The organism is Acidovorax sp. Leaf78 (assembly GCF_001422735.1).
Taxonomy (GTDB): domain Bacteria; phylum Pseudomonadota; class Gammaproteobacteria; order Burkholderiales; family Burkholderiaceae_C; genus Acidovorax.
Window position 1 is genome coordinate 513147 of sequence record NZ_LMLZ01000020.1, and the last position, 26920, is coordinate 540066.

Annotated in this window: 16 protein-coding genes; 7 read left to right on the forward strand and 9 right to left on the reverse strand. The window is 63.9% G+C overall.

What is annotated here, in order from left to right; genetic code table 11:
- Positions 1-22: 22 nt before the first annotated feature.
- Both ASF16_RS13925 and map read right to left on the reverse strand, forming a co-directional pair.
- Positions 23-2650 (reverse strand): [protein-PII] uridylyltransferase, encoded by a 2628-nt coding sequence (locus ASF16_RS13925; protein WP_056168027.1) that lies wholly within the window; start codon positions 2648-2650, stop codon positions 23-25.
- An 85-nt stretch (positions 2651-2735) separates the two neighbouring features.
- Positions 2736-3551 (reverse strand): type I methionyl aminopeptidase, encoded by an 816-nt coding sequence (map, locus tag ASF16_RS13930; RefSeq protein ID WP_056168032.1) that lies wholly within the window; start codon positions 3549-3551, stop codon positions 2736-2738.
- Between the two features lie 147 nt (positions 3552-3698).
- Between map and purL the strand changes: the two genes are divergently transcribed.
- Positions 3699-7706 carry a phosphoribosylformylglycinamidine synthase gene (purL, locus tag ASF16_RS13935; RefSeq protein WP_056168034.1) on the forward strand — a complete coding sequence of 1336 codons (4008 nt, stop codon included), beginning with the start codon at positions 3699-3701 and terminating at the stop codon, positions 7704-7706.
- A 201-nt stretch (positions 7707-7907) separates the two neighbouring features.
- Here purL and ASF16_RS13940 read toward each other — a convergent pair whose 3' ends face one another.
- On the reverse strand, positions 7908-8612 hold the full coding sequence (locus tag ASF16_RS13940) for a methyltransferase (RefSeq protein WP_056168037.1): 705 nt from the start codon (positions 8610-8612) through the stop codon (positions 7908-7910).
- Between the two features lie 296 nt (positions 8613-8908).
- Here ASF16_RS13940 and ASF16_RS13945 point away from each other — a divergent pair, with 296 nt between their 5' ends.
- Entirely contained in the window at positions 8909-9898 is a 990-nt protein-coding gene (locus ASF16_RS13945) for a DUF808 domain-containing protein (RefSeq protein WP_056168040.1), read from the forward strand.
- Between the two features lie 180 nt (positions 9899-10078).
- Positions 10079-10669: an OmpW family protein gene (locus tag ASF16_RS13950; protein ID WP_056168043.1), complete on the forward strand. Its 591-nt coding sequence runs from the start codon at positions 10079-10081 to the stop codon at positions 10667-10669.
- Between the two features lie 277 nt (positions 10670-10946).
- Here the strand turns inward: ASF16_RS13950 and ASF16_RS13955 are convergent, their stop codons facing one another.
- The 3 genes from ASF16_RS13955 to ASF16_RS13965 form a co-directional block, all read right to left on the reverse strand.
- A complete protein-coding gene (locus ASF16_RS13955) occupies positions 10947-11195 on the reverse strand; it encodes a DUF1272 domain-containing protein (RefSeq protein WP_056168046.1) in 249 nt (82 codons plus the stop codon).
- Positions 11196-11374: 179 nt separating this feature from the next.
- Positions 11375-12412, reverse strand: coding sequence for a metal-dependent hydrolase (locus ASF16_RS13960; RefSeq protein ID WP_056168049.1), 1038 nt, complete (start codon positions 12410-12412; stop codon positions 11375-11377).
- Between the two features lie 88 nt (positions 12413-12500).
- A complete protein-coding gene (locus ASF16_RS13965) occupies positions 12501-13184 on the reverse strand; it encodes a protocatechuate 3,4-dioxygenase (protein WP_235507372.1) in 684 nt (227 codons plus the stop codon).
- A 331-nt stretch (positions 13185-13515) separates the two neighbouring features.
- Here ASF16_RS13965 and egtD point away from each other — a divergent pair, with 331 nt between their 5' ends.
- Together egtD and egtB are read left to right on the forward strand one after the other, a co-directional pair.
- Complete coding sequence (egtD, locus tag ASF16_RS13970; protein WP_056168050.1) at positions 13516-14448, forward strand: L-histidine N(alpha)-methyltransferase; 933 nt, start codon at positions 13516-13518, stop codon at positions 14446-14448.
- A gap of 13 nt (positions 14449-14461) precedes the next feature.
- The gene (gene egtB, locus ASF16_RS13975) at positions 14462-15718 is read left to right on the forward strand and encodes an ergothioneine biosynthesis protein EgtB (protein ID WP_056168053.1); all 1257 of its coding nucleotides are present in this window, start codon (positions 14462-14464) and stop codon (positions 15716-15718) included.
- Positions 15719-15745: 27 nt separating this feature from the next.
- On the opposite strand, the gene ASF16_RS13980 is transcribed toward egtB, so the two are convergent.
- From ASF16_RS13980 to ASF16_RS26185, 3 genes are all read right to left on the reverse strand, one after another.
- Positions 15746-16195 carry an energy transducer TonB gene (locus ASF16_RS13980; protein WP_082516919.1) on the reverse strand — a complete coding sequence of 150 codons (450 nt, stop codon included), beginning with the start codon at positions 16193-16195 and terminating at the stop codon, positions 15746-15748.
- Between the two features lie 91 nt (positions 16196-16286).
- A complete protein-coding gene (locus ASF16_RS13985; RefSeq protein WP_056168057.1) occupies positions 16287-17570 on the reverse strand; it encodes an O-acetylhomoserine aminocarboxypropyltransferase/cysteine synthase family protein in 1284 nt (427 codons plus the stop codon).
- Between the two features lie 214 nt (positions 17571-17784).
- Complete coding sequence (locus ASF16_RS26185; protein WP_156372072.1) at positions 17785-17931, reverse strand: hypothetical protein; 147 nt, start codon at positions 17929-17931, stop codon at positions 17785-17787.
- A gap of 450 nt (positions 17932-18381) precedes the next feature.
- Between ASF16_RS26185 and ASF16_RS13990 the strand changes: the two genes are divergently transcribed.
- The gene (locus ASF16_RS13990) at positions 18382-22962 is read left to right on the forward strand and encodes a carboxypeptidase regulatory-like domain-containing protein (RefSeq protein ID WP_082516920.1); all 4581 of its coding nucleotides are present in this window, start codon (positions 18382-18384) and stop codon (positions 22960-22962) included.
- The coding region (locus ASF16_RS13995; protein ID WP_235507373.1) for a transglutaminase family protein at positions 22959-25826 on the forward strand (2868 nt) is incomplete at its 3' end. The genes ASF16_RS13990 and ASF16_RS13995, both read left to right, overlap by 4 nt.
- Positions 25827-26920: the final 1094 nt, after the last annotated feature.

Here is a 26920-nt window from a genome sequence, read left to right on the forward strand (position 1 = left end):
GGCGGGCACGACGCGGGCCTGCTCAGTCCGACAACTCGCGCAGCAGCTCCGTCTCGATCTGGATCTGCCGCGCGTTGTTCTGCAGCTCGGGCCCTTGCACCAGGAAGGTGTCTTCCACCCGCTCGCCCAGCGTGCTTACCTTGGCGAGCTGCACGCTCAGGTGGTGGTGGGCCAGGATGCGGGCCACCAGATACAGCAGGCCGGCGCGGTCGCTGGCCGAGATGGCCAGCAGCCAGCGCTGCGCTTTTTCGTCCGGCCGCAACGTGACGCGCGGCGCCACCGGAAAGCTCTTGACCCGGCGCGACACGCGCTTGCGGGCAGGCTCGGGCAGCGGGCCGCCGGTTTCGATCACCCGCACCAGGTCGCTTTCGACCATGTGCGTCAGTTCGCGGTAATGCCCGGGTTGTGACGAGGCCACCACCTGGAAGGTATCGAGCGCATAGCCGTTGTTGGCCGTGTGCACGCGCGCATCCAGGATGGAAAAGCCCGCACGGTCGAAGTAGCCGCAGATGCGCGCGAACAGGTCTTCCTGGTCGGCGGCATACACCATTACCTGCAGGCCGTCGCCCGCGAGTGACTGCCGTGCGCGTACCACCGGCTTGGCCGTGCCCACGTGCCGCGACAGGTGCCGCGTGTGCCAAGCAATGTCGGCCGCCTCGTGGCGCATGAAGTAGCTCACATCCAGCGTGGCCCACAAAGCCTTGTGCGCCTCGAACGGCAGGGCGCTCAGCGCCAGCAGCACCAGTGCCTCGCGCTTGCGTGCTTCGATCTCTGCGGCGGCGTCCGGCGCGCGGCCGCCCAGGGTGCGCAGGGTGGAGCGGTACAGGTCTTCCAGCAGCTTGCCCTTCCAGGCGTTCCAGACCTTGGGGCTGGTGCCGCGGATGTCGGCCACGGTCAGCAGGTACAGCGCCGTCAAGTACCGCTCGTTGCCCACGCGCCGTGCAAAGGCGGCGATCACATCGGGGTCCGAGAGGTCTTCTTTCTGGGCGATGCGGCTCATCGACAGGTGCTCGCTGACCAAAAACTCGACCAGTTGGGCGTCCTCGCGGTCCACGTCGTGCTGCCGGCAGAAGTTGCGCACCTCCTGCGCGCCGATCACCGAATGGTCGCCGCCGCGGCCCTTGCCGATGTCGTGGAACAGCGCGGCCAGGTACAGCAGCCAGGGCTTGTCCCAGCCGCCGGCCAACTGCGAGCAGAACGGGTACTCGTGCGCATGCTCGGCCATGAAGAACCGGCGCACGTTGCGCAGCACCATCAGGATGTGCTGGTCCACCGTGTAGACGTGGAACAGGTCGTGCTGCATCTGCCCCACGATGCCGCGAAACGCCCACAGATAGCGCCCCAGCACCGAGGTCTGGTTCATCAGCCGCATCGCATGCGTGATGCCCGAGGGCTGCTGCAGGATGCGCATGAAGTTGGCGCGGTTGACCGGGTCGCGCCGGAAGGCGCCGTCCATCACGCCGCGGGCGTTGTACAGCGCCCGCAGGGTGCGGGCTGACAGGTCTTTCAGGCCCACCGTCGTCTGGTAGAGCAGGAAGGTTTCCAGAATGGCGTGCGGGTCGCGCTGGTACAGGTCGTCGCTCGCCACCTCGATGAGGCCGGCTTTTTCGAAGAAGCGCTCGTTGATGGGCCGCGGCTCGTGGGTGGAGGGGTTCAGCCGCTCCTCGATGTTCAGCAGCAGGATCTGGCTGAGCTGGGACACCGCCTTGGCCGCCCAGTAGTACCGGCGCATCAGGCTTTCGCTGGCGCGCATCGGCAGGCGCGATCCGTCGGGGGCCTGCGAGCGGTAGCCGAACGATTCGGCCACGGCGGTCTGCAGGTCGAACACCAGCCGGTCTTCATGCCGCCCGGCGGCTGCGTGCAGGCGCGCGCGGATGAGGCACAGCACCGCCTCGTTGCGCTCGATCTGGCGCACCTCGAAGGCCGTGGCCATGCCGCTGGCGGCCAGCTCTTTCCAGTTGCGGCCCAGGCCCGCGGCCTGGGACACCCACAGGATCATCTGCAGGTCGCGCAGCCCGCCGGGCGACTCCTTGCAGTTGGGCTCGAGCGAGTAGGGCGTGTTCTCGTACTTGTTGTGGCGCTGGCGCATCTCCAGCGTCTTGGCCACCAAAAATGCCTGCGGGTCCATCTGCAGCCGGTACTGGCGCTGGAACTCCGCGAACAGCGCCGCGTTGCCGCACACCAGGCGCGATTCGAGCAGCGAGGTCTGCACGGTGACATCGCCTGCGCTCTCGGCCAGGCATTCGGCCACGGTGCGCACGCTCGAGCCGATCTCCAGGCCCGCATCCCAGCAGCTGCCGATGAAGCCTTCGAGCTGGGTGCGCAGCACGCTGCCGGCCTCGGGCGCCGCGCCCTCGGGCAGCAGCAGCAGCACATCGACGTCCGAATACGGAAAAAGCTGGTCGCGCCCGAACCCGCCCACCGCCACCAGCGCCATGTCGGCCGGCAGTTCGGCGCGCTGCCACAGCGTCTGCAGCAGGTTGCCCGCCAGCGTGGAGAGCCTGCGCAGCAGCACGCGGATGCCGCGCGTGGAGGCGCCCGTGGCCTGCAGGTCGGTCAGCAGGGCGGTCTTGTCGCGGCGGTAGGCATCCCGCAGGGCATGCACGTCGGCCAGGGGGCGCACCTCGGGCAGGGCTTGGATGTCGGTCATGGTCGTCGGGCGTCGCGATGAAGAAGGGCCATGCAAAAAGCCATGCAAGAGTTGTGCGCGCCGACGGGCAGGGGCCGGCGTGGGGTCAGGTCCTGGTCGCGGTCACGAAGGACGGCAGCGGCGGTGAGCCGGCCGACAGCGTCATCACTTCGTACCCCGTTTCGGTGACCAGCACCGTGTGCTCCCACTGGGCGGACAGGCTGTGGTCCTTGGTCACGATGGTCCAGCCGTCGTTGCCGAATTCCTTCACCTCGCGGCGGCCGGCGTTGATCATGGGCTCGATGGTGAAGACCATGCCGGGCACCAGCTCGTCCAGCGTGCCGGGACGGCCGTAGTGCAGCACCTGGGGCTCTTCGTGGAACTTCTGCCCGATGCCGTGGCCGCAGAACTCGCGCACGATCGAGAAACCCTGCGCCTCGGCGAACTTCTGGATGGCGTGGCCGATGTCGCCCAGGTGGGCGCCGGGCTTGACCTGCACGATGCCGTGCCACATGGCGTCGAAGGTGATGGCACACAGGCGCTTGGCCGCGATGGAGCCTTCGCCGATGATGTACATGCGGCTGTTGTCGCCGTACCAGCCGTCCTTGGTGATCACGGTCACGTCCACGTTGACGATGTCGCCCTTCTTCAAAGGCTTGTCGTTGGGGATGCCGTGGCACACCACGTGGTTGACCGAGGTGCACAGCGAGGCCGGGTAGGGCGGGTAGCCGGGGGGCTGGTAGCCCACGGTGGCTGAGATGGTGCCTTGCTGCGCCATGCATTCGGCGCCCAGGCGGTCGATCTCTTTGGTGGTGATGCCGGGTTTGATGTGCGGGGCGATGTAGTCCAGCACTTCGGAGGCCAGGCGGCACGCCAGGCGCATGCCTTCGATGTCCGCGGCGCTTTTGATGGTGATGCTCATGCCGCAATTATCCCATCGCACCCCGCCGGCTGCAGCGGCGCCCGGTGAGCCCGGTAAAATACCGGGCTGACCACTTGGCTCCCGCCCACCGGCCGGGGGCTTCGCGTCAGCGCCACCACGTACCCTCACACCCAACAGGCCGCTACAGTGACCTTGCACATGACCACGCTGGCGGGCGGCAACGCCCTCAGCACCTTCCGCGCCCAGCAACTCCAACCGGCCCTGCAAGCCATCCACCCCAAAATCGACGGCATTGCAGCGCGCTTCGTGCACCTGGTCGCCACGGATGCGGCCCCCACCCCTGCCGAGCAAGAGCGCCTGTCGGCCCTGCTCGCCTACGGCGACCCCTACGCGGGGCCTGAAGACGGCGCCGCAATCCTGGTCACCCCCCGCCTGGGCACGCTGTCGCCCTGGGCCTCCAAGGCCACCGACATCGCGCGCAACTGCGGCATCGCCATCCGCCGCGTGGAGCGCATCACCGAATACCGCATCAGCCTGAAGTCCGGCCTGCTGGGCCGCACGCCCGAGCTGACCGCCGAGCAATTGGCCCAGGTCGCAGCGCTGCTGCACGACCGCATGACCGAGTCCGTGGTGGCCGACCGCGCCGCCGCCGCAGCGCTGTTTACCGAGCTGCAGCCCGCCGCCATGGAGCATGTCAACGTGCTCGGCGGTGGCCGCGGTGCGCTGGAGGCCGCCAACACCCGTTTCGGCCTGGCCCTGGCCGAGGACGAGATCGACTACCTGGTCAACGCCTTCACGGGCCTCGCGCGCAACCCCACCGACGTGGAGCTGATGATGTTCGCGCAGGCCAACAGCGAGCACTGCCGCCACAAGATCTTCAACGCCCAGTTCACCATCGACGGCGTGGCGCAGGAAAAATCGCTGTTCGGCATGATCCGCAACACCCACCAGCTGGCGCCCCAGCACACGGTGATCGCGTATTCGGACAACGCCTCTGTCATGGAAGGCGGCGAGGTCGAGCGGTTTGTGGCCAAAATGGCCTCTACCGCTGAATCAGCGGGCGCTACCAGCTATCAAAAGAGTAGCGCCACCCAGCACGTGCTGATGAAGGTGGAAACGCACAACCACCCCACGGCCATCTCGCCCTTCCCGGGCGCATCGACGGGCGCGGGCGGCGAGATCCGCGACGAAGGCGCCACCGGCCGGGGCTCCAAGCCCAAGGCCGGCCTCACGGGCTTCACCGTGTCCAAGCTCTGGGGCAGCACCGTGGGCAAGCCCGAGCACATCGCCAGCCCGCTGCAGATCATGGTCGAAGGGCCCCTGGGCGGCGCGGCGTTCAACAACGAATTCGGCCGCCCCAACCTGGCAGGCTACTTCCGCGAGTACGAGCAGGAAGTCGGCGGCGTGCAGCGCGGCTACCACAAGCCCATCATGATCGCCGGCGGCGTGGGCGTGATCGACGCAGGCCTGACGACCAAGATCGAATTCCCTGCCGGCTCGCTGCTCATCCAGCTGGGCGGCCCCGGCATGCGCATCGGCATGGGCGGCAGTGCTGCCAGCTCCATGGCCAGCGGCACCAATGCGGCCGAGCTCGACTTCGACTCCGTGCAGCGCGGCAACCCCGAGATCGAGCGCCGTGCGCAGGAGGTTATCAACCACTGCTGGGCCCAAGGTGCCAATAACCCCATCCTCGCCATCCACGACGTGGGTGCGGGCGGCCTGTCCAACGCCTTCCCCGAGCTGACCAACGACGCCGGCCGTGGCGCGCGCTTCGACCTGCGCGCCGTGCCGCTCGAAGAATCGGGCATGGCGCCCAAGGAAATCTGGAGCAACGAAAGCCAGGAGCGCTACGTGCTCGCCATCGCGCCCGAGTCGCTGCCGCTGTTCAAGGCGTTCTGCGAACGCGAGCGCTGCCCCTTCGCCGTGATCGGCACGGCCACCGAAGAGCGCCAGCTGGTGCTGGAAGACACTGCCGTGGTGGCGGGCGACCAGAAGCTGCCGGTGGACATGCCCATGGACGTGCTGCTGGGCAAGCCGCCCAAGATGCACCGCGACGTGGCCACCGTGCAGCGCCAGTTCGCGCCCATGGACCTGACCGGCGTGCCGCTGCAAAAAGCCGTGATCGACGTGCTGGCCCACCCCACGGTGGCGTCCAAGCGTTTTCTCATCACCATCGGCGACCGCACGGTGGGTGGCCTGTCGCACCGCGACCAGATGGTCGGCCCCTGGCAAGTGCCGGTGGCTGACTGCGCGGTGACGCTGGCCGATTACAAGGGCTTTGCCGGCGAAGCGATGAGCATGGGCGAGCGCACGCCGCTGGCCGCCATCAACGCACCCGCATCGGGCCGCATGGCGGTGGCCGAGGCCATCACCAACCTGCTGGCCGCACCCATCGAGCTGCCGCGTGTGAAGCTGTCGGCCAACTGGATGGCCGCGTGTGGCGAGCCCGGCGAAGACGCCGCGCTGTACGAGACCGTGAAGGCCGTGGGCATGGAGCTGTGCCCCGCTTTGGGCATCAGCATCCCCGTGGGCAAGGACAGCCTGTCCATGCGCACTCAGTGGTCGGAGGGCGCGGACAAGAAGAAGGTGACTTCCCCGGTCAGCCTGATCGTGAGCGCGTTCGCCTCGCTGTCCGACGTGCGCGGCACGCTCACGCCCCAGCTCGATGCCACCGAGGACGACACCACGCTGGTGCTGATCGATCTGGGCAAGGGCCAGAACCGCATGGCCGGCAGCATCCTGGGCCAGACGCTGGATCAGAGCGGCGACGTGGTGCCCGACCTGGACGACCCGCAGGATCTGGTCAACACCGTCAACGCCGTGAACGCGCTGCGCGCCCAGGGCCGCATCCTGGCCTACCACGACCGCAGCGACGGCGGCCTGCTGGCAGCCGCGGCCGAGATGGCCTTTGCAGGCCATGTGGGCGTGTCGCTCAACGTGGACCTGCTGGTCACCGAAGGCGACGGCATCAGCGACAGCCGCATGGAAACCGGCGACGCCAAGAACTGGGCGCAGCAGGTCAGCGCACGCCGTGAAGAACTCACGCTCAAGGCCCTGTTCAACGAAGAACTGGGCGTAGTGCTGCAGGTGCGCACCGCAGAGCGCAACGATGTGATGCAGGTGCTGCGCGAGCACGGCCTGTCCAAATTCAGCCACTTCGTCGGCAAGACGCGTCCGCAGTCGTCGAGCATCGATGCCGGCAAGGGCGAGCTGCAGGTCTGGCGCGACGCCAAGGCTGTGTTCAGCGCCAAGCTCACCGACCTGCACCAGGTGTGGGACGCCGTGAGCTGGAAGATCTGCCAGCAGCGCGACAACCCCGCCAACGCGGATGCCGAGCACGCCACTGCGGGCGAGGCCACCGACCCCGGCATGCACGTGCACCTCACGTTCGACGCGGCCGACAACGTGGCGGCGCCGTTCCTGAACCTGGCCAAACCCCGGGTCGCCATCCTGCGCGAGCAGGGCGTCAACTCGCACATCGAGATGGCTTACACCTTCACCGAGGCGGGCTTCGAGGCGTACGACGTGCACATGACCGACCTGCAGACCGGCCGCGTCAAGCTCGAAGATTTCAAGGGCGTGGTCGCCTGCGGCGGCTTCAGCTACGGCGACACGCTGGGCGCCGGCATCGGCTGGGCGCGCTCGATCACCTTCAACCCGGTGCTGTCCGAGCAGTTCCAAGGCTTCTTCGGCCGCACGGACACGTTCGGCCTGGGCGTGTGCAACGGCTGCCAGATGTTTGCCGAGCTGGCCGACATCATCCCCGGTGCGCAGGACTGGCCGCGCTTCACCACCAACCAGAGCGAGCGCTTCGAAGCCCGCCTGTCCATGGTAGAAGTGCTGGAGTCCCCCAGCCTGTTCTTTGCCGGTATGGCGGGCAGCCGCCTGCCGATTGCCGTGGCGCATGGCGAGGGCTATGCCAACTTCAAGTTCCGCGGCAACGCGGCGCAGGCAGTGGCCGCGATGCGCTTCGTGGACAACCACGGCGCCGCCACCGAGCAGTACCCGTTCAACCCGAACGGCAGCACCGGCGGCCTGACCGGCGTGACCACGCAGGACGGCCGCTTCACGGCCATCATGCCGCACCCCGAGCGCGTGTTCCGCAACGTGCAGATGAGCTGGACCAGCGGCGACCGCAGCGAACTGAGCCCCTGGATGCGCATCTGGCGCAATGCGCGCAAGTGGGTGGGATAAGGGCTGGGTGAGGGCTCAGGCTTGGCGGGTGCCAGCGACGCTGGCTGGTGCATTCCAGCCGGCAAGAGCTTCGTGCCCCTGAACTGACACCAGCTCCTTGACCTGCTCATGAGGCACCGAGTCCCGGCCCGGGCCCGGGCCCGGGCCCGCAGCATCGCGCCGATGGCAGCGTCCTGCGGGGAGCGTCAGCCGTCTTTCAGTTCAGTCCACCACCGGACGCTGGTACATCAGCAGCCGCCCCTTGTAGGCGGGCGCGGTATCCAGCGCAGGGTGGTCCAGCCGCTCTTCGACCACTTCGAACCGGTGCACGGCCATCTGCTTGTGGAAGGTGGATCGATTGCCCCGGTTCGGGTCCACGATCCAGATCTGCGCGCCGTTGCCGGCGTGGCGGTCCAGAAAAGCCGCGAGCGATGCGCGCGCATCGCGTTCGTACAGCACGTCGCTGCCCATGATCAAGTCGAAATGGCCCTGCACCGCACCGGCCTGGGCATGGCCGTGGTCGTGTTTGTGGTGGTCCGCACCCCAGTGCCCGGTGCGGTACCGCAGGGGCGACAGGCCGTTGAGGCGCGTGTTTTCCTGCAGGAACTGCTGGGCCATCGGATGGCAGTCGCTGGCGGTGACGTCCACGCCGCGGCGGTGGCACACCAGGCTTGCCAGGCCCAGGCCGCAGCCGATCTCCAGCACGCGCTCTCCGGTCTGCAAAGGCCGGCTGGCCATGCGTTGCGCCAGCTGTGCACCCGAAGGCCACAGCAGGCCGAACAGTGGCCACGCGGCCGATGAGATGCCCAGGGCTTCGGCGGCACCCTCGGGGTCGCTGAATTGCTGCTTGTCCAGCAGCGAACGTATGATCAGGTCGGCAACGCCGGCGATGGCGATGTCTTCCTGCTTGGTGAGATAGCCTGGCATGGCGGGGCGCGAAGCCCGTCCAAGCGCTGGCTTGCAGGGACCCCCTCGAGTGGGTGGGTGAAGCAGCCAGTATGCGCCTTGCCGCGGCGTGCCCGCCAGGCGGCCACAGAGTGCGTCCGGCGGACTCTGTGTCAGCAATGGCTGGCGACGCTGCGTTGGCCGACGCCGCGTTGCTATAGTGCAGCCCACAGCGGCGGTGCGGCAAGCCCGTGCCCGAGGCCGTTGGGGCGGGCACCACGGCGCCGTGCGACCCGCTGGACAACCCCATCCACAACCATTTTCTTCAAGGATTCCCCATGGCCTCTGGCAGCTTGCTGGCCCTGCTCGACGATATCGCCACCATCCTCGACGATGTGGCGCTGATGACCAAGGTCGCAGCCAAGAAGAGCGCGGCCATGGCCGACGACGTGTCGGTCATGACCAAGGTAGCCGCGCAGAAGACGGCCGGGGTGCTGGGGGACGACCTGGCGCTCAACGCCCAGCAGGTCACCGGTGTGCGGGCCGAGCGCGAGATTCCCGTGGTCTGGGCAGTGGCCAAGGGGTCGATGATCAACAAGGTCATCCTGGTGCCCGCAGCGCTGCTCATCAGCGCGTTTGCGCCCTGGGCCGTGACCCCGTTGTTGATGATCGGCGGCGCCTTCCTGTGCTTCGAGGGGTTTGAGAAGGTGGCGCACAAGCTGCTGCACGCACCCCATGAAGACGCGGCCGAACGCGAAAGCCACGCCCAGGCCAACGCCAACCCGGCGGTGGACCTGGTGGCTTTCGAGAAGGACAAGGTCAAGGGCGCCGTGCGCACCGACTTCATCCTGTCGGCAGAAATCATCGCCATCACGCTGGGCACGGTAGCCAACGCGCCGTTCTCGCAGCAGGTGGCCGTGCTGTCCGGCATCGCCGTCATCATGACCATCGGCGTATACGGTTTGGTGGCCGGCATCGTCAAGCTGGATGACCTGGGCCTGTGGCTCAGCCGCAAGGCCAGCAGCGCGGCGCAGGCCGTGGGCAACGGCATTTTGCGTGCAGCGCCCTGGCTGATGAAGGGCCTGTCCATCGCCGGCACGGCGGCCATGTTCCTCGTGGGCGGCGGCATCCTGGTGCACGGCGTGCCGGCGCTGCACCACGCGGTCGAAGGCACGGGCGCGGCAGCGGCGCAGTGGCCGGTGGGTGGCCTGTGGGCAGTCCTGGTGCCCAACCTGCTCAACGCCGTGGTCGGCATCATCGCCGGGGGGCTGGTGCTGGCCGCGGTGACGTTGGTCAAGCGCGTGCGGGGCAAGTCGGCGGCGCATTGAGTGCTGTGCAGGGCCGCCCCTGGCAGTGTGGCAAGGCCTGCAGATGCAGGCCTTTGTTCTTTCTTGATGTATGTCTAAGGGCGGGTGAGCGGGCCTTGAGATAGGGCAAGACCGGCGGGCGGCCGCAGCAGTTCAATGGATGCACGGGGGTCGTCCCCGTCCAACCGATGTGAACTGAACATGAAAAAGAACCTGCTGGCTGTCGTTGCCCTGTGTGTCCTGTCCTCTGGCGCTGCCATGGCGCAACAGGCCGAAGGCCCCTGGATGGTCCGTGCCCGTGCCGTGCACCTGGACAGCGCCAACAAGGACAGCACGCCCCTGGGCCTTGCCATCAACGACAAGACGATTCCTGAAGTCGACGTCACCTACTTCTTCAACCAGAACATCGCGGCCGAGCTGATCCTGACCGTGCCGCAAAAGCACACGCTTAGCGCCGGTGGCACCGCCATCGGCTCGCTCAAGCACCTGCCGCCCACGCTGCTGGTGCAGTACCACTTCAACGCGCCCGGCTTCAAGCCCTATGTGGGCGCGGGCGTGAACTACACGCGCTTTTCCGGCGTGCGCCTGCCCGCGGGCGTGGACATTGACCGCAACAGCGTCGGCCCCGCGCTGCAGGTGGGTGTGGACATTCCGCTGGCCAAGAATCTATACCTCAACTTCGATGTGAAGAAAGTCTTCATCAAGACCGATGTGTCGGCCGGCGGCGCGAAGCTGGGCACCTTCAAGGCCGACCCGGTGCTGGTGGGCGTGGGCCTGGGCTGGAGGTTCTAGGGGGCTCCCCCTGAGGCGCTGCGCGCCTGCGTGGCAGTGCCAGAGGCACGGCCTCTTCGGCCTGTCCAAGCCTGCGCAGGCAGGCTTGGAGCCGCAGGCCTCAGCCCCTGAGGGGGACACCTCCTGTGGACCGGCAACGCCGGGCCCACGGTGGCGCTGGCCTGGGCAGCGCCGGCATTGATCGGGCGTGGCGGTTGACGGCTGGCTTGCATGCCATGGTCAGCACACCGTGCGTCCCGATCTGGCTATCTCCACCAGCGTCACCAACGTGCGAGTGTCAGGCCAACAGTCCGCAGCCCACCGGCTTGAGCACGCGTTCGGTGGATGCCGGGTACTTGGCCAGCTTGGACGCAGGCCTGCGCGGGCGCTGCACCAGGTCACCGCCGCAGTTGGGGCAGATGTGGTCGAGACGCGTGCCGGCGCAGTCACGGCAGAAGGTGCATTCGAAGGTGCAGATGCGGGCGTCGGTGGAGTCGGGCGGCAAATCTTTGTTGCAGCATTCGCAGTTGGGTCGCAGCTCGAGCATGGGTGTCCTTGGGTGGTAGTAAGGATGAAGATGGGGAAGTGGCGGTGCCAAGCGTATGCCAAGCCTTTGCTGCAGGGCAAGGTGCCGATGGGGTGTGCACCGGCAGTCCAGCCCACTGCGCCAGCGCGCGCCTCGGTCCTTTGTCAGTGGCTCCACGCCGCCGCAACGCAGCTACGCAGCTACGGCTTGCGGCCTTGCGGTGGCGCTGGCGCGGCAAGCACCACCTCGGCACCCCACATCCGCTTCCACAGCCAGGGCAGAGCAGTGGCCAGGTCCGGGCGCTGCATCTGCAGCGTGGCGGCGCGTTGGCCTGTCGCCATCTCTGCGGGTGTGCCCAGGTTGAAGTGAAAGCTGTAGGTGGGCTCGTTGCCCATGCGCAGGTCGGTGATGAAGACGTCGCCCCCGGCGTCTTCACTCATTTTGAAGAAGCCGTGGCTGAATCGGGCCACGCGGTCCACCAAGGCGTTGTCTTGGTAGCGTGTGTACAGATGCCCGCCCCGCTCGTGGGCGGTCCACCGCACGGGGCGGCCGCCATCCAGCAGCGAGTAGTAGCCTTCGTAGTAGTGCGTGGGCGTCATGGCGACGGCGCGCCACAGCACGGTGTTGAAAGGTGCCGGCGTGACGAGCAACTGCCCGGGCGTGAGATGCGGCACCGGCGCGGACGCCAGCACCTGGCGGGTGACGATCTGCTGCGCGGCCACGCCCCAGGCCAGGTAAGCCGTGCTGAGCACCAACCCCGCCCGAGCCCAGGCGATGCCGCGTCCCTGGCGCATGCTCAGCGCAAACCCCACGCCTAGCAGCAGCGGCACGGTGTACAGCGGGTCGATGATGAACACGCTGCCCACGGCATACGGCGTGTCGGTGAAGGGCCGCAGCAGCTGCGTGCCGTACACCGTCATCCAGTCCAGCAGCGGGTGGGTGATGAGGGCGAGCCACAGGGCCAGCCACCAGCGCGTGAACAGGTCCGCTTCGCGGTGCAGGCGCGACACCAGCCATGCCATCGGCACCGACAGCAGCGTCAGGTAGAACAGGGCATGGCTTGCCGCGCGGTGCAGCACCATGTTCAGGATGGCATCGCCGTGGCTGACGAAGGCATCGAGGTCAGGCAGCGTGCCGGCAATGCCGCCCCACAGCGCGGCCTTCCACACGGCGGTGCGGCGGCCCAGGGTGGCGATGGCGACAGAGGAGCCCAGAACGAGTTGGGTGACGGAATCCATGCGGGCGTGTGGTGCGGATGCGGAGCAGGGTGGGGGGATGGAGGGTGGGGGCGATGGCTGGTGATGTCACCGTCGCCGTTCGACCCTATCAGGTCTGCACGACGATCGGGAATTCTCCCCGCACGCCGTCGGCCGCGGGGGCGAAGCGGACCGTGAGCGCCGCACGCTCCTTTTCGCCCAGACGGCTCCAGAGGTAGTCGCGCGCATTGCCGGCGTCGCCCGCCACGTACATCTGCGTGGTCAGCAGTTCGCGCCCTGGCAGCCGCACCTTGAAGTGGATGTGCGGCGTGCGGCCGGTGTACGGCGCGGGCCGTATGGTGCGAAAGCGGTAGCGCCCGTCGCGCCCCAGCACCACGCGGCCAAAGCCCTGGAAGGCCGGTGCCGCCTTGCCGCCGTCGCCCGGGTGGTGGTAGTGGCCGTCGGCATCGCACTGCCAGATCTCGACCGTGCCGCCCGACAGCGGCACGCCCTGCGTGTCGGTGACCCGGCCTTCCACCCAGACAGCCTCACCCTGGGTATAGCGCAGCATCCCGTTGCGCAGCAGGTCGCCGTCGCTGTCGGCCGGGATGTCCACGGGGTAGTAGGGCCCTTCGGTCTGGCGCGGCGTGGGCATGGTGCGGGCCTGGGCCGCTGCGGGCTGCACCAGCGCCGGCGCGGCGACCAGGGCAGCACCCCGCAGGCCCTGCTGCAGCCACTGGCGGCGTGTGGTGGCGATGGGGGCGGTGGAGGCAGGGTGCAGTGGCGAAAGACTCGGAGTGGCAATGTCGGGCATCGTGGGCTCCTGCCTGGGGCGGCTGCGGGTAGTGATCGGCTCCGTGTGGGTCGCACGGCGGTAGGAGCCGCCCGACGCGCAAAAAGTGCCGCAGTGTCGTGCAGGCCGGTGAGGGCTGCGAGGGCGCCCTTTGCGCCGCAGGCAACGGGGAAATGACCTACACGCAGCATCATCCCGCCGCCGCAGAATGTCCCGGCGGTCGTGGGGTTATATTGCCTTTCACGGTCCAGCCTGCGTGCGGGATGGTCGGCTCGGAGCCTGTAGGCTCTACGGCGGTTCCGCTCTTTCACCAGCAGTGGCAAGCCATGCCGCGCGAGACGCTTCAAGATCCATGCCTTTGCCCAGCCCCTCCGATGACGCTACCGATGACATTGCGCGCGGTCTGAACCAGCGCCCTGCCAGCATCTCCCCCAAGTACTTCTACGACCAGCACGGCTCAGAGCTCTTCGAAGAGATCACACGGTTGCCCGAGTACTACCCCACTCGCACCGAAACCGCGCTCATGCAGCAGCACGCAGACAGCATTGGCCGGGCCGTGGGCCCGGGCCGTACGCTGATCGAGCTGGGCGCGGGCAACTGCCAGAAGGCGCGCGCGCTGTGCCGCCTGGTGCAGCCGGCCTGTTTTGTGGGCGTGGACATATCGGCCGACTTTCTGCAGGCCGCGGTGCAGGGCCTGCGCGATGACTTTCCGGGGCTGGATGCGCGCGCCGTGGGCGGCGACATGACCCGGGGCGTGGTGCTGCCCGCAGACATTCCGCGCAAGGGGCGGCTGGTGTTCTACCCGGGCTCGTCCATCGGCAACTTCGATCCGCCGCACGCCCTGGAGCTGCTGGCCCACATGCGCGAGCTGATTGACGACGATGGTGGCCTGCTCATCGGCATCGACCTGCCCAAGGACGTGCAGGTGCTCGAAGCCGCATACGACGACGCAGCAGGCGTCACGGCCGCGTTCAACCGCAACGTGCTCACGCATGTGAACCGCCTGATTGGCAGCGACTTCGACGTGCAGCAGTGGCAGCACCGCGCGTTCTTCAACCAGGAAGAGTCGCGCATCGAGATGCACCTGGAAGCCCTGGCCGACGCGCAAGTGCGCTGGCCCGGCGGTGCCCGCCGGTTTGACCAGGGCGAGCGCATCCACACCGAAAACAGCTACAAATACCCCCTACCCGTTTTTACCGACATGCTGGCGCGCGCCGGGTTCTCCCAGGCCCAGGCCTGGACGGATGACCGCGGCTGGTTTGCCGTGGTGCATGCGCGCCCTTGAGGATTTACTCACTATGACCAACATGGATGTGTGCCCCCCGTTGACCGCGCTGCTCTCGCGCTACGCCGCCGTGCGGGACCACTCCGTGGCTCTGGTGGCGCCCCTGTCGGCCGAAGACTGCGGCGCGCAGTCCATGCCCGACGCCAGCCCGGCCAAGTGGCACCTGGCGCACACCACTTGGTTCTTTGAAACCTTCGTGCTGGAACCGAACGAGCCAGGCTTCGCACCGTTCGATCCCGCGTTCCGCGTGCTCTTCAATTCCTACTACAACGGCGTGGGCGCCAAGCACCCGCGTGCACAGCGCGGCCTGCTCACCCGGCCGTCACTCGATGCCGTGCGGGCCTATCGTGCCAACGTGGACCAGCGCATGGCGCGCCTGTTGCCCACCGTGCTGAACGACGCTGCGCTGTGCTCGTTGATCGAGCTGGGCCTGCAGCACGAGCAGCAGCACCAGGAGCTCCTGGTAACGGACGTCAAGCACCTGCTGTCGTGCAATTCCACATGGCCGGCGTACGGCACCGCTGCCGATTCGGCGGGCGACCTGGCCCTGGTGCCTGCCACCGAGCCCTTCGGGTGGCTGACGCTTGACGGCGGGCTGGTGGACATCGGCCACCGGTGCGACGGTTTTGCCTTCGACAACGAAAGCCCGCGCCACCGCACTTATCTCGCGCCGTACGCGCTGGCCTCGCGGCTGGTGACCAACGCGGAATGGCTGGCCTTTGTCGAAGGCGGCGGCTACGACAACCCCGCCCACTGGCTGGCCGAAGGCTGGGATTGGCGCGTGGCCCAGGGGCTTGACCACCCCCTGTACTGGCAGCAGTTGGACAGTGGCGTCTGGCATGTGTTCACCCTGGAAGGACTGCAGCCGCTGCGGGGTGACTTACCGGTGGTGCACCTGTCGTATTACGAGGCCGATGCCTACGCCCGCTGGGTGGGCGCGCGCCTGCCCACCGAAGCCGAGTGGGAGCATGCTGCGCAAGCCGTAGCGGCTGACGGGCATGATGATGAAGGCCACGATGGCCAAGCGCTGGAACAACTGTTCGGCAGCGCCTGGCAATGGACGCAATCGAGCTACGCCGCGTACCCGGGCTTTCGCACCGCCGAAGGCGCGGTGGGCGAGTACAACGGCAAGTTCATGGTCAATCAGTACGTGCTGCGCGGCAGCTCGTGCGCCACACCTGCCGGGCATGCGCGCAGCACCTACCGCAACTTCTTCCCGGCCACGGCGCGTTGGCAGTACACGGGGCTGCGCTTGGCGCGTGACGCTTGAGTCGCTTTACCGGGGCATCTGGCCCGCTCAGGGTTCCATGCGGAAGGTGTGCTGCAGCACCAGCCGGGCGGGCTCGCCGTTGCGCACCAGCGGCGCAAACTTCCAGCGACGCACCGCATCGATCGCCGGCTTGTGCAGAGCATCTTCGCCCGTTCCCGACACTACGCGCGTGGTACCGACCAGCCCGCTGGGCATGACCTCGAACGACACCGTCACGTCGCCGCGCGCTTTTTGCGAGGTGTCGTTCAGCAGGAAAGACGGGTAGCGCGGCAGCGGCGCCTCCAGCAGCGTCAAAGGCGTATCCAGCGGCGGCGACACCTGCTGCCGCAGCAGTTGCTCGTCCTCCTTCTGGCGGAAACTGGTGACGTGGGATTCGGTCACATCCGCTCCGCGGGGCGGGGTGAACAGTGAGGAACTGCAGCCGGCCAGAGTCAGCAGGCCGAGGGTGAGCGGTGCAAGAGTAGATAGGCGGAACATGGCGATGGAGGGTCAGGGCGCCCCGCGATCTGCGGGGCCATCCCGCCAGTATCCCGCAACTGGCATCCGCTGCGGTCGAACGGTCGAACGGTCAGACGGCGTCGAGTGCCTGCACCAGGTCCGCCTGCAGGTCGTCGATGTGCTCGATGCCCACCGACAGGCGCACCATGCTTTCGCTCACGCCTGCCTTGGCCAGCTCTTCGGGGTTGAGCTGGCGGTGCGTGGTCGATGCAGGATGCGTGGCCAACGATTTCGCGTCGCCGATGTTCACCAGGCGGGTGAAGAGTTGCAGCGCATCCAGAAAGCGCGCACCTGCCGCCCGTGGGTCGGCATCGGCGCTCTTGAGCCCGAAGCTCAGGATGCCGGATGCCTTGCCGCCGGATTGCCGCTGCACCAGTGCGTGGTCCGGGTGGTCCGGCAGGCCCGCGTAGCGCACCCATTCCACCTTGGGGTGGCTTTGCAGGTACTTCGCCAGCGCCAGCGTGTTGTCGCAGATGCGGTCCATGCGCAGGGCCAGGGTCTCGATGCCTTGCAGGATCAAGAAGGCATTGAGCGGTGCCAGCGCCGCGCCGGTATTGCGCAGCGGCACCACGCGCGCGCGGCCGATGAAGGCGGCGGGGCCCAGCGCCTCGGTGTAGACCACGCCGTGGTAGCTCACGTCGGGCTCGTTCAGGCGCGGAAAGCGCGCCTTGTGTTCGGCCCATGGGAACTTGCCGCTGTCCACGATGGCGCCGCCCACGCTGTTGCCGTGGCCGCCCAGGTACTTGGTGAGCGAGTGCACCACGATGTCGGCGCCATGCTCGATGGGGCGCAGCAGGTAGGGGCTGGGCACCGTGTTGTCCACGATCAGCGGAATGCCGTGCGCATGGGCCACATCGGCCAGCGCGCGGATGTCGGTCACGTTGCCCAGCGGGTTGCCGATGGACTCGATGAAGATCGCCTTGGTGCGTGCGTCGATGTGCTGCGCAAAGCTGGCCGGGTCGCGCGGGTCGGCAAAGCGCGTGGTGATGCCCTGCAGGGGCAGCGTGTGCGCAAACAGGTTGTAGGTGCCGCCGTAGAGCGTGCTGGCCGACACGATGTTGTCGCCCGCCTCGGCAATGGTCTGGATCGCGTAGGTGATGGCCGCCATGCCCGAGGCCACGGCCAGCGCCGCGATGCCGCCTTCGAGCGCCGCGACGCGCTTTTCCAGCACGTCGGTCGTCGGGTTCATGATGCGGGTGTAGATGTTGCCCGGCACTTTCAGATCGAACAGGTCCGCGCCGTGCTGCGCGCTGTCGAAGGCGTAGGCCACCGTCTGGTAGATGGGCACGGCCACGGCCTTGGTGGTGGGGTCGGGCGAGTAGCCTGCGTGGACGGCAAGGGTTTCGATCTTCATGCGGAGGGGTCTCCCGTTGGATGGAATGAAAACGCTGACACGGGCGCCTGCGGCAGGGGTGCGCGCGGGCGGCAGCGGCCATTCTTGCACCGGGGCGGTGCGCATGGGTCGAATCGTTGGCTATGAGCTTATGCGCAGAATGCAGGCGCACCCCAGCCTGCAGATTTGAAGTGAAAAATGCCTCCAGCGCTTTCTGGTAAAGCGCCAGAAGCTCTCATTTTGAGAGCGCCTTCCCAGGCAGCCGTGCCCGGTAGAACTGCAACGGCACGGCCAGCGCCTCCGTCTCCTTGGCGTGCTGGTTGAGCAACGACTTCTTCATCTTGCCCACCACATGCATCTCGCACGATGAGTCTTTTTCCAATTGACCAGCATCTATGTTTCGGCCTTGATGGCTCCGAAAAGAGTACGTGGGTGCTTGGCGTAATCGCGAGGCTGGTCTTCGCTCTCTTGCTCTTACATGCCGCAAGCCATTGTTGGAGAGTTGTTCATTGCTTACTTGTTACTAATGCAGTTGGCCTGCTTGAAATTATTGATTTTTTGATTAGTACAATTTAGAGGCTTATGTTGTTTTGTGGGTTAATTTTATATTTAATTTTGATTTGCCAATTATTTTCCAAATAATTGATGTAATTTTTGTCAAAAGTCACATTTGCACACAAATGGAAATTGCTCCATAAATAAAATCTGGACGATTTTGTCTGATGAACCGGGCATCGGTCACCGTCCGCGCGAAGCCAATAAATAGCAATAGATCAAGCTAGGTTTCAATGTTGTTGCGCACGATGCTTTGCTAAATTGAGAGAGGGTTTCCATGTGCTTCGCGGCTGTCAGCCGTACAGCCGCTGTGTTTTCGCGGTGGCTGTGCTGTGCTTTTGTGTTTTTGTTTTCTTGCTCCGTATGGGCTAGCGATGCAGCTGGTGTGTCGTGGCTACAGGCGCAAGTCCAAGTCAATGGCAGTCTCGCTCAAGAAGGGGCCTCTGTAGCGTTGCCCTTGCAAAGCCGTGCTGAGACCGCAACAACACTCAAAGCCTTTGTTGGCACTATTTCTCCGCAATTGCTGAACGCTGTTCAATCCGCTGGTGGTGATGCGGTCGAGATAACGGCGAGAAAAGCCTTGACCGAGCTGCTATTGTCCATCAACTCTACTACCTACCTCAACGCATTGTTACTGCAACAAAATGCCGACGGCGGGTTTGGTGCGGTGCAAGGTTATGCCAGCAACGTGCAAGACACGGCATGGGCGTTATCAGCACTGAATGCTTCTGCCGGTGCCAATACAGGTCCTGCGGGGCAGGCTGTGGCCTGGCTCTTGGATGCGCAGCAACTCGACGGCTCATGGAACTTGTCGGCCGATAGCGATGATCTCATTCCCACTGCACTTGCCATCCAAGCACTTCAACCCTATCGACAGACCGCCGTCGTCGCATCGGCGCTCAGTAAAGCGCGTTCTTGGTTGCTGAGCGAACGTAATAGCATGCTCACTTGGGGTAACTCTGTACGCAATGCGCATGCATTGGCCGCCGTGCTTCCAGGGCTAACCAACGCTGCCACTGTGCAAGTCGCCGTTGATGGATTGCGAGCAGCACAGCGCCCTGACGGAAGCTGGGACGCAGACCCTTACACCACGGCCTTGGCTTTGCGAGCCTCCTCTATGGCTCGCCAGCCTGTCACTGATCCCGATTTGACCAGTGTGAAAGGCGTTTTGGTCAATAGCGATACTGGCCTTCCATTGGCGGGCGCACAGGTTCGTTTGTCGCCTGGCAGTCTAGCTGTTGTCACTGATGCACAGGGGCGTTTCGAATTCTTGCAGTTGGACCCGGGTACCCACAGACTCACCATCGATGCTTCTGGCTACCTCTCGCTGTCTGCAGATCTTGGGCTGCTCAAAGGTCAGCAGTTGGACTTGGGCGTGGTCCGCCTTAAGACTCTTACTCCCAGTAGTGCCAGCACCGTCAACGTTTCGGGTGTTGCCAAATTCACCGCCGACGGGGTGAGCTACCAGCCTGCGGCCAACGCCACGGTTTCGGTGGGCAAATGGAGCACGCAAACCAACGCGAATGGCGAGTACGCCCTGGAGGGGCTTCCAGCAGGCGCTATGGATCTCAAGGCGAGCTACTTGTCATATGAAGCCGTCGAGGTCAGTTTCAGTGCCTTGGCAGGGCAGCAAGTCCGGTTGGATCCTGTTTTCCGCCGCAGCGCCGCGCAAGGCATGCTCAAGGTGGTTGTCCGCAACCAGGTGACAGGCGCAGGGATTGGCATGGCCAGCGTGTCGCTCAATGGGCTGATCCGCAATACCAATGCCAAAGGCGAAACAACCTTTGACGTCGGCATCGTAGCCGGAGACAACACCGTTGCCGTGACTGCCAGCGGCTTCGAGGTCCGCATCATCACCATGAAAGTACAGGGCAATCAGACCATCACATTGCCCGTCACGTTGACCCCGCAAAGCGCCATTCCAGGCCAGACGGTATTGCAAGGCGTTGTTTCGGATGCCTCCACTCGGCTGCCTTTACCAGGCGTTACGGTAGCGGTGGATGGCACAGGCCGCACCGCCATTACAGATGCCGCCGGGCGCTACACCATTGCAGGTGTGCCGGACATTGCCGGTTCACGCACCATTTCGATGGAGAAGGCGGGCTATCAACGTTTTGAGCAAACCATCACGCTCGTGAAAGACGGTACGCACCAGTTTGACTTGCCGCTGTATCCCAGCATCAACTCGCAGCAGCCTATTTCCATCTGGGCCAGTGTGACCGACAAAGCAACTCACCAGCCCATTGCTGCAGCTACGGTCACCCTTTCAGGCAGCAATCCGCATGTAGCGCAGACCAATGCACAGGGGGTCTCAGAAATCTCCGGTCTTAATGCTGGGGCCACCCAAGTCCAAGTGTCTGCGCAAGGGTATGACAGCGTGGCTTTTTCGGTGAATCTGGCCGTCGGCACACGTTATGAGCTGCCCGTGGAACTAGTCTCCAGAGCACAGGGCCCCAACCGCATTCACGGTGTGGTTCTAAACGCGCAAAGTCAGCGTCCGGTGGCAGGGGCTAAAGTGGTTTTGGCGGGTGCCAACCTGTTGGAGACGACATCCGGTGCTGATGGCAGCTACGAGTTTGTCAACATCACTCCAGGCCGTTGGAACATTTCTGCAACCTTGTCCGGATACCAAGGCACCAGCAGCGGTTTTGATATTGCTTCGAGCACCGCCACCAACCTGCCGCTGCAGCCTGACTTTGGCCTGGATGCCAACAGTACGCTGCAGACCGTGGCCGTGGGGCATCCGAACCTATCCAATGCAGCCATAGGCTACATGTTCATCTTCGGCGAGCAAGGCACTACTGGGCAGGTTGTCAGCAACGATGGAGCCATCAACTACAGTTTTGTTGTCGATGCAACGGGCGTGGTTGAACTAATGGTTCCCAGCGACCGGTTTTTGAATGAGCCAGGCAAGGTCGTGGACAAGGCTCTGCTGGTGTACGCGAACAAAGGTGTGAGCGCATATTTCTTGAACCGTGAAATGTACAGCACAGATATGTCCTACCTGCTGGACACCACGGCTTTGGGGTCGGAATACCGCATAGTCGATTGGTATCACTCGTTCGGTGATATCCAGTTTTCAATCACGGCGGTGGAGGACGGCACCGTTGCCACCATCACGCCCGTCAGCGACTTGGCGACGGGACAGCGAGCCAAGCAGCCATTTGACGTGAAGCTGCAAAAGGGCCAATCGGTTATCTATACCACCTTCAATGAGATCACAGGCACCCATATACAAGCCAACAAACCGCTGGCTGTGTTTGCGGGAACACAATGCTCCAACGTGACGGTTTATGCGACTGCTTGCGATCACCTGTTCACCCAATTGCCACCCGTGAAGCACTGGTCCAGCGAATATGTAGTGCCAAAAACAGCCAATACCGGGACCGTGGGCAATCTGGTCCGCATTGTGGCCAACACCCCTGCAACGCAAGTGAGTGTGGATGGTGCCTTGGTGGCAACCCTCAATCCGGGGGAGTTTCATCAGCTTACAAACGCGCAAAGCTTCCATCTCGTCGCCTCTGCGCCAGTGTTGGTGGGACAGTTCCTCAAAGGATCTTCGGCCACCACCAGTTCGACCCTTGGAGACCCGGCCCTCACTTATGTGGGGGGAATAGACCAGACCCTATCCGAATACGTGTTCACGGCACCTACCAACCTCTCGCCGTTCAAGGAAAATTACCTGAACATCGCGGTTCCCACCACGGCATTGAACAGCCTCCAACTCAATGGGGTGGCTGTCAATGTGTCTGCCTTCGCCCCTGTGGGCGCCAGTGGCTATAGCGTCGGCCAAGTTCCTATACCGACCGGCCCAGGGCGTATCAAGGCAGCCAAGCCGTTTCTGGCCACCATTGCTGGCTTCAGTTACTTCGACAGCTACCTCACCATCATCGGTGCCAAATATTCTGCCGGTGCCTCGCCCGCCAACATCCGTGGCAGCGTCAGCGTCAGCACCGACAAGCCCTCTTACCCCGCGGATACGGCGGTTCAATTGAGAGCCTCTGTGCTCAATCTTGGCATGGCGCCAACCGCCTTCACATTGGCATTGCGCATCACTGACGCTACCGGCATAGAAGTAGCGCAATTTGCCGAACACGATATGGGTGACGTGGCTGCAGGTGCCTCGGTGCCCTACACGAAAGTCTGGAGCACAGCGCGCTACCCCGCTGGCGCCTACACGCTCATCGCAACGCTGCTGAACACGAAGGGCGAAGTGGTGGACATTGGCAGCGCCTTGTTTTCCATCAAGGCAGATGTCGTGCAAGGTGCCGGCAAAGCTGCGCTGACTGTGGCCGTTGACAAAGCCGAGTACGCGCCCAATGACCGTGTTCGCATTAGCAACCTTGCCCGCAACCTGACGGTCAATGCGCCCGTCGACAACGCCCGGGTTCGCATCACCGTGCGCAACCCCAGCAATGCCGTTGTTTACACCTACACCCATGTGCTGGGTCAACTGCAGGCCGGCGGGCTTTGGTCTAACGACACCCAGCAAGCACTCCAAACTGCGATGGAGGGGACCTACACGGTAGAAGCCGTTCTGATTGGTAGCGGGAACAATCTCAAGTCGGCAATCGTGCTGCCTGCGAATCTGCCCAAGGCCTACGACATGGATGTGAGTTTGGCAACGGCCACCGCTAACTATGTGGTGCGGGCCAATCCTGCGCTAGCACCCGGGGCTCCTGGTGCACCTGGAGCACCCGCCGGCCCAGGGGCGCCAGGTATGGCTACCCCTGTTCCCGTCAACGATCCGTGGTTCCTGTGGCTCATCAGCGTATTGCTGGTATTTGTTGCGACATATCGATTGCGTGCCAACGCGCGCCAGCCCAGCTTGGCGCAACACGGAAGGTCTGTGCCATGAAGGCGCCGCAGAAAACCCCCGCTGCCGCCACCGGCCTTTGCCTGGTACCTGCCAGTGCCATCACCCCCTATTCAAGAGAGAACGACCCCATGCGCCCATCGCAGGCTCCGGCAATCGAACGCGCCCGCAGTCATCACCTTGCCTTGCCCAGTGGGCTGAACCATTCGGTGGGCTGGTTCAAGCGCACGGTGGTGTGGCTGTTCGTGGCCTCCGTGCTCAATACCGTAGGGTTGCCACTGGTGCACGCACAAATAGCGCAGCGCAGCCAGTGGGCGGCACAGCAACGCGTGCAAAGCGGCCAGCCATCAGAGCAATATGCCGACTCCCTGAAGCGATTGACTCAGGTGCTGAATCCCGAATCTGCGTCCGCCAGCATCGCCTCCACGCCCACCCCCATAGCATCCAGCTTGCCCACTGCGCAAACCCTGGATCGCCAAGCCCAGACGCTCCAGCAGGAATGGCAGGCCTTGCGCAATACCTGGCAAACCGCAGGTGTTGAGGCTAGCGTTCTGAACCGCCAACTTGCCCAGGAAGCTGCCTTTGCAGAGAAGCATGAACAATTGATCAAGCGCCTCAAAGCAGTGCAAGAAAGCAGTGGCATCAACCAGGCCTCAGCCCTGCAGGTGCTCAAGGAGTTTGTCGATGCGGAGGCTCCCCGCAAAAACCACCTGCCCGTCAACCTGGACAAGCTGCCTTGGCAGGCAGAACGTGCCGTTCTTCAGCCGGCTGCGCAGGCTGATGACCGCGAGCCCACACCGGTTGAATCCAACGCCAAGGCAGCCGCAGTGCACAACACCAAAGCCGCTACCGCCCCCGGTACTGCGGACTTGGCCTCCACACTGGACGCACCGCACACCGACGCCATCAAGGCCCTGGCGCAAACCCTGGGCCGCAACCCGCACAAAATTTACCAATGGGTGCACGACAACATTTACTACGTACCCACTCAGGGCAGCGTACAAGGCGCGCAAGACACACTGGATAAAAAGTCCGGCAACGCCGTCGATACCGCCAGTTTGCTGTTGGCCCTGCTGCGTGCCAGCGGCATCCCCGCGCGGTACGTGACCGGCACCGTGGACATACCTGCTGCCCAAGCGCGCAATTGGGTAGGCGGTGCCCATACCGTCGACGCCGCCCAGCAGATATGGGGGCAAGGCGGGGTGGCCAACGTAGCGCTGGTTTCGGGCGGGCAAACCAAAACCCTGCGCATCGAACACACCTGGGTGGAAGCCCTCATCCAATACCAGCCGGGCCGCGGCGCCCGCCATACGGCAGGCCAAAGCATCCCCGACACCTGGGTGCCTATGGACGCGAGCTACAAGCAATACACCTTCAAGCAGGGCATGGACCTGCCAAACGCCGTGCCGCTGGATGCCCAGGCCCTGTTGACTGCGGCCCAGCAAGGCGCAGACATCAACATGTCCGAAGGCTGGGTGAGAAACCTCAACACCACCGCGCTGCAAAGCCAACTAAACAGCTACCAGACGCGCCTTAAAGCCTATATAGACAGCCAGAACGCAGGCCAAAGCACCGTGGGCGACGTGCTGGGCACCAGGCAGGCCACGATTGACCAGCTGCCCTATCTGGCAGGTAGCTTGCCCTACAGCATCAAGACACGCAGCCAAACATACAGCGACCTGCCGGCATCCAGCCAGGCGCAGTTCAAGTATGAAATCTATGCAGACGCACGCACAGCTGCCTTGGGAGGCAACCCCCTGCTGACCTGGCAAAGCCCCACGGCGGCGATAGCGGGCAAAAAAATCACCCTGGCCTGGGTCGCAGCCAGCGCAGCCGACGAAGCCGCCATTGCAGCAATCATCCCCCGCCCAGCCCCGGGTCAACAACTGGATACCGGCCTGCTGCCAAAGGGGCTGTCGAGCAGCATCCACCTCAAACCCCAACTTCTGGTAGACGGTCAGGTGCAAGCCCAAGGGCCCGGCATGCGCGCAGGCACCGAAGTGATCGGCCAAGGCAGCTTTACCCGCTACGGCAGGCAGGACTGGGACGAAACCCAAGACCAACTCATCGCAGGCCAGCAAACAGCGCTGGGCGTATCCATCCAAGGCATCAGCCAAAAGCAACTGGAAACGCTCAAGACCCGGATGGAGGCCACCCAGCAAAAGCTGCAGCAAGCCCAGGCCGCGCCAGAAAACCAAAGGGCGGCCATGCTGCAGGGAATGACGGGCGACCAACTCACCGGCGACCTGCTCACGGCCACGCTGTGGGGCTACTTTGCAGCGCTGCAAAGCCACGGCGCCATTGCCAGCGCGCAGGCGCAGATGTTCGACCGGCCAGCGCTAAGCTACGGCCTGTTCCACGCGCAGGTACGGCCCAACAAGCTGTACGGCGTCGTCACCACGGGCATCACGTTCGAGGGGTTGAACATGGACATCGGGCATCTGCGGCACGCCCGGTGGGTCAAAAACGACGATCCCAATGCCGCCATCAACAACAAACCGGAACTGACCGCCAATGGCAAGACGGCAGCGCAGAACCGGTGGATCGCGTACAACAAACTGCGCGGGCAGTACAGCAGCGCCATGGAACACGCGGTGCCAGAGCAGTTCTGGGTGGACAAAACGCAATGCCGGTACGGCGTACAACAAACTGCGCGGGCAGTACAGCAGCGCCATGGAACACGCGGTGCCAGAGCAGTTCTGGGTGGACAAAACGCAATGCCGGTACGACAACGAACAAGGGCAGGTGCAGAACCCTGCGAAGCAGGACTGCGCCCAAGCCATCTCCGCAGTCAAAGCGATTGCCATCGCCCAGGCGCAAGGCCAGCGCATCTACACGATCAACCAAAGCAACGCGGCTACAGCTTTGCCCAAGCTGCCGGTGGGTGGTACGGTGGGGCAGGAGATNCCAAGCCATCTCCGCAGTCAAAGCGATTGCCATCGCCCAGGCGCAAGGCCAGCGCATCTACACGATCAACCAAAGCAACGCGGCTACAGCTTTGCCCAAGCTGCCGGTGGGTGGTACGGTGGGGCAGGAGATCCGCTCTGCCATCCAGGCAGGCAAGGAAGTGACTGTGCATGAGCGGCAAATCAGTGCACACGGGTTCACGGGCTATGGGTATGTAATCACCGACCCCCAAACGGGCGCTGGGGCTTATTTGATAGAGGGCAAAGGCAATGGGGGCGTGCTCCTTTTTACTGCACTAATACTTCTCGGGCTTACAGTTGTGGCATTTTTTTCTGTGCCAATGCTTGGCGCTGCAGTGGGTGCGCTAACTATTGGAATGGGAATAGCTTTGACCACGGCTTTTTCTCTTATGTCTTTGTCTCTGCTGGGAGTGATCGGTGATTTTTGGTGCGCTAAAGGACTTAGTTTGGCTTTGAGTTCAATATTGGGTCAGTCGGCCACTTTTCTGCTGGCTGACCTAGTGGCTCTTGGAGTCGTCACATTTTTAAAACAGCTTATTCTCAATAGTAATGTTGTGAGATTTTTTGGTTGGAATTTGGGTGTTTTTACTTCTGATGCGGTGTGCAAATGAATGACACTTTTAAATTGTTTTTATTGTTTTTTGTTGTTTCAATAATTATTGAGATGGTGGATTACTTTATTAAGCTGAAAGTGGTAAATGAAAATTCTCGAAAATTAATTTTGACTAGATTTTATCTTGGAATTGTTTTTGTTTTAATTGTCGTATTGACATATTTTATTTTTTTCGCGCATTCCGACCTGGCAAACGTGATTATTATATTTGCAACAATCGATATTTTTATGTATTATGGGAGATATATTTCCTTAAATAAATAATGATAAAATAATAGAATGCATGCTTTAATCCCCAAAAGTGGATGCACGACAACATCTACTACCACCCCAGCCAGGGCAGCATCGGGCATCTGCGGCACGCCCGGTGGGTCAAAAACGACGACCCCAATGCCGCCATCAACAACAAACCGGAGCTGACCGCCAACGGCAAGACCGCAGCGCAGAATCGGTGGATCGC

What these genes read in the sequence shown, in the direction of transcription:
- ASF16_RS13925 (WP_056168027.1), bottom strand. Translation starts at nt 2,650, where the DNA reads ATGACCGACATCCAAGCCCTGCCCGAGGTGCGCCCCCTGGCCGACGTG.
- map (WP_056168032.1), bottom strand. Translation starts at nt 3,551, where the DNA reads ATGAGCATCACCATCAAAAGCGCCGCGGACATCGAAGGCATGCGCCTG.
- ASF16_RS13940 (WP_056168037.1), bottom strand. Translation starts at nt 8,612, where the DNA reads ATGCCAGGCTATCTCACCAAGCAGGAAGACATCGCCATCGCCGGCGTT.
- ASF16_RS13945 (WP_056168040.1), top strand. Translation starts at nt 8,909, where the DNA reads ATGGCCTCTGGCAGCTTGCTGGCCCTGCTCGACGATATCGCCACCATC.
- ASF16_RS13950 (WP_056168043.1), top strand. Translation starts at nt 10,079, where the DNA reads ATGAAAAAGAACCTGCTGGCTGTCGTTGCCCTGTGTGTCCTGTCCTCT.
- ASF16_RS13955 (WP_056168046.1), bottom strand. Translation starts at nt 11,195, where the DNA reads ATGCTCGAGCTGCGACCCAACTGCGAATGCTGCAACAAAGATTTGCCG.
- ASF16_RS13960 (WP_056168049.1), bottom strand. Translation starts at nt 12,412, where the DNA reads ATGGATTCCGTCACCCAACTCGTTCTGGGCTCCTCTGTCGCCATCGCC.
- ASF16_RS13965 (WP_235507372.1), bottom strand. Translation starts at nt 13,184, where the DNA reads ATGCCCGACATTGCCACTCCGAGTCTTTCGCCACTGCACCCTGCCTCC.
- egtD (WP_056168050.1), top strand. Translation starts at nt 13,516, where the DNA reads ATGCCTTTGCCCAGCCCCTCCGATGACGCTACCGATGACATTGCGCGC.
- egtB (WP_056168053.1), top strand. Translation starts at nt 14,462, where the DNA reads ATGACCAACATGGATGTGTGCCCCCCGTTGACCGCGCTGCTCTCGCGC.
- ASF16_RS13980 (WP_082516919.1), bottom strand. Translation starts at nt 16,195, where the DNA reads ATGTTCCGCCTATCTACTCTTGCACCGCTCACCCTCGGCCTGCTGACT.
- ASF16_RS13985 (WP_056168057.1), bottom strand. Translation starts at nt 17,570, where the DNA reads ATGAAGATCGAAACCCTTGCCGTCCACGCAGGCTACTCGCCCGACCCC.
- ASF16_RS13990 (WP_082516920.1), top strand. Translation starts at nt 18,382, where the DNA reads ATGTGCTTCGCGGCTGTCAGCCGTACAGCCGCTGTGTTTTCGCGGTGG.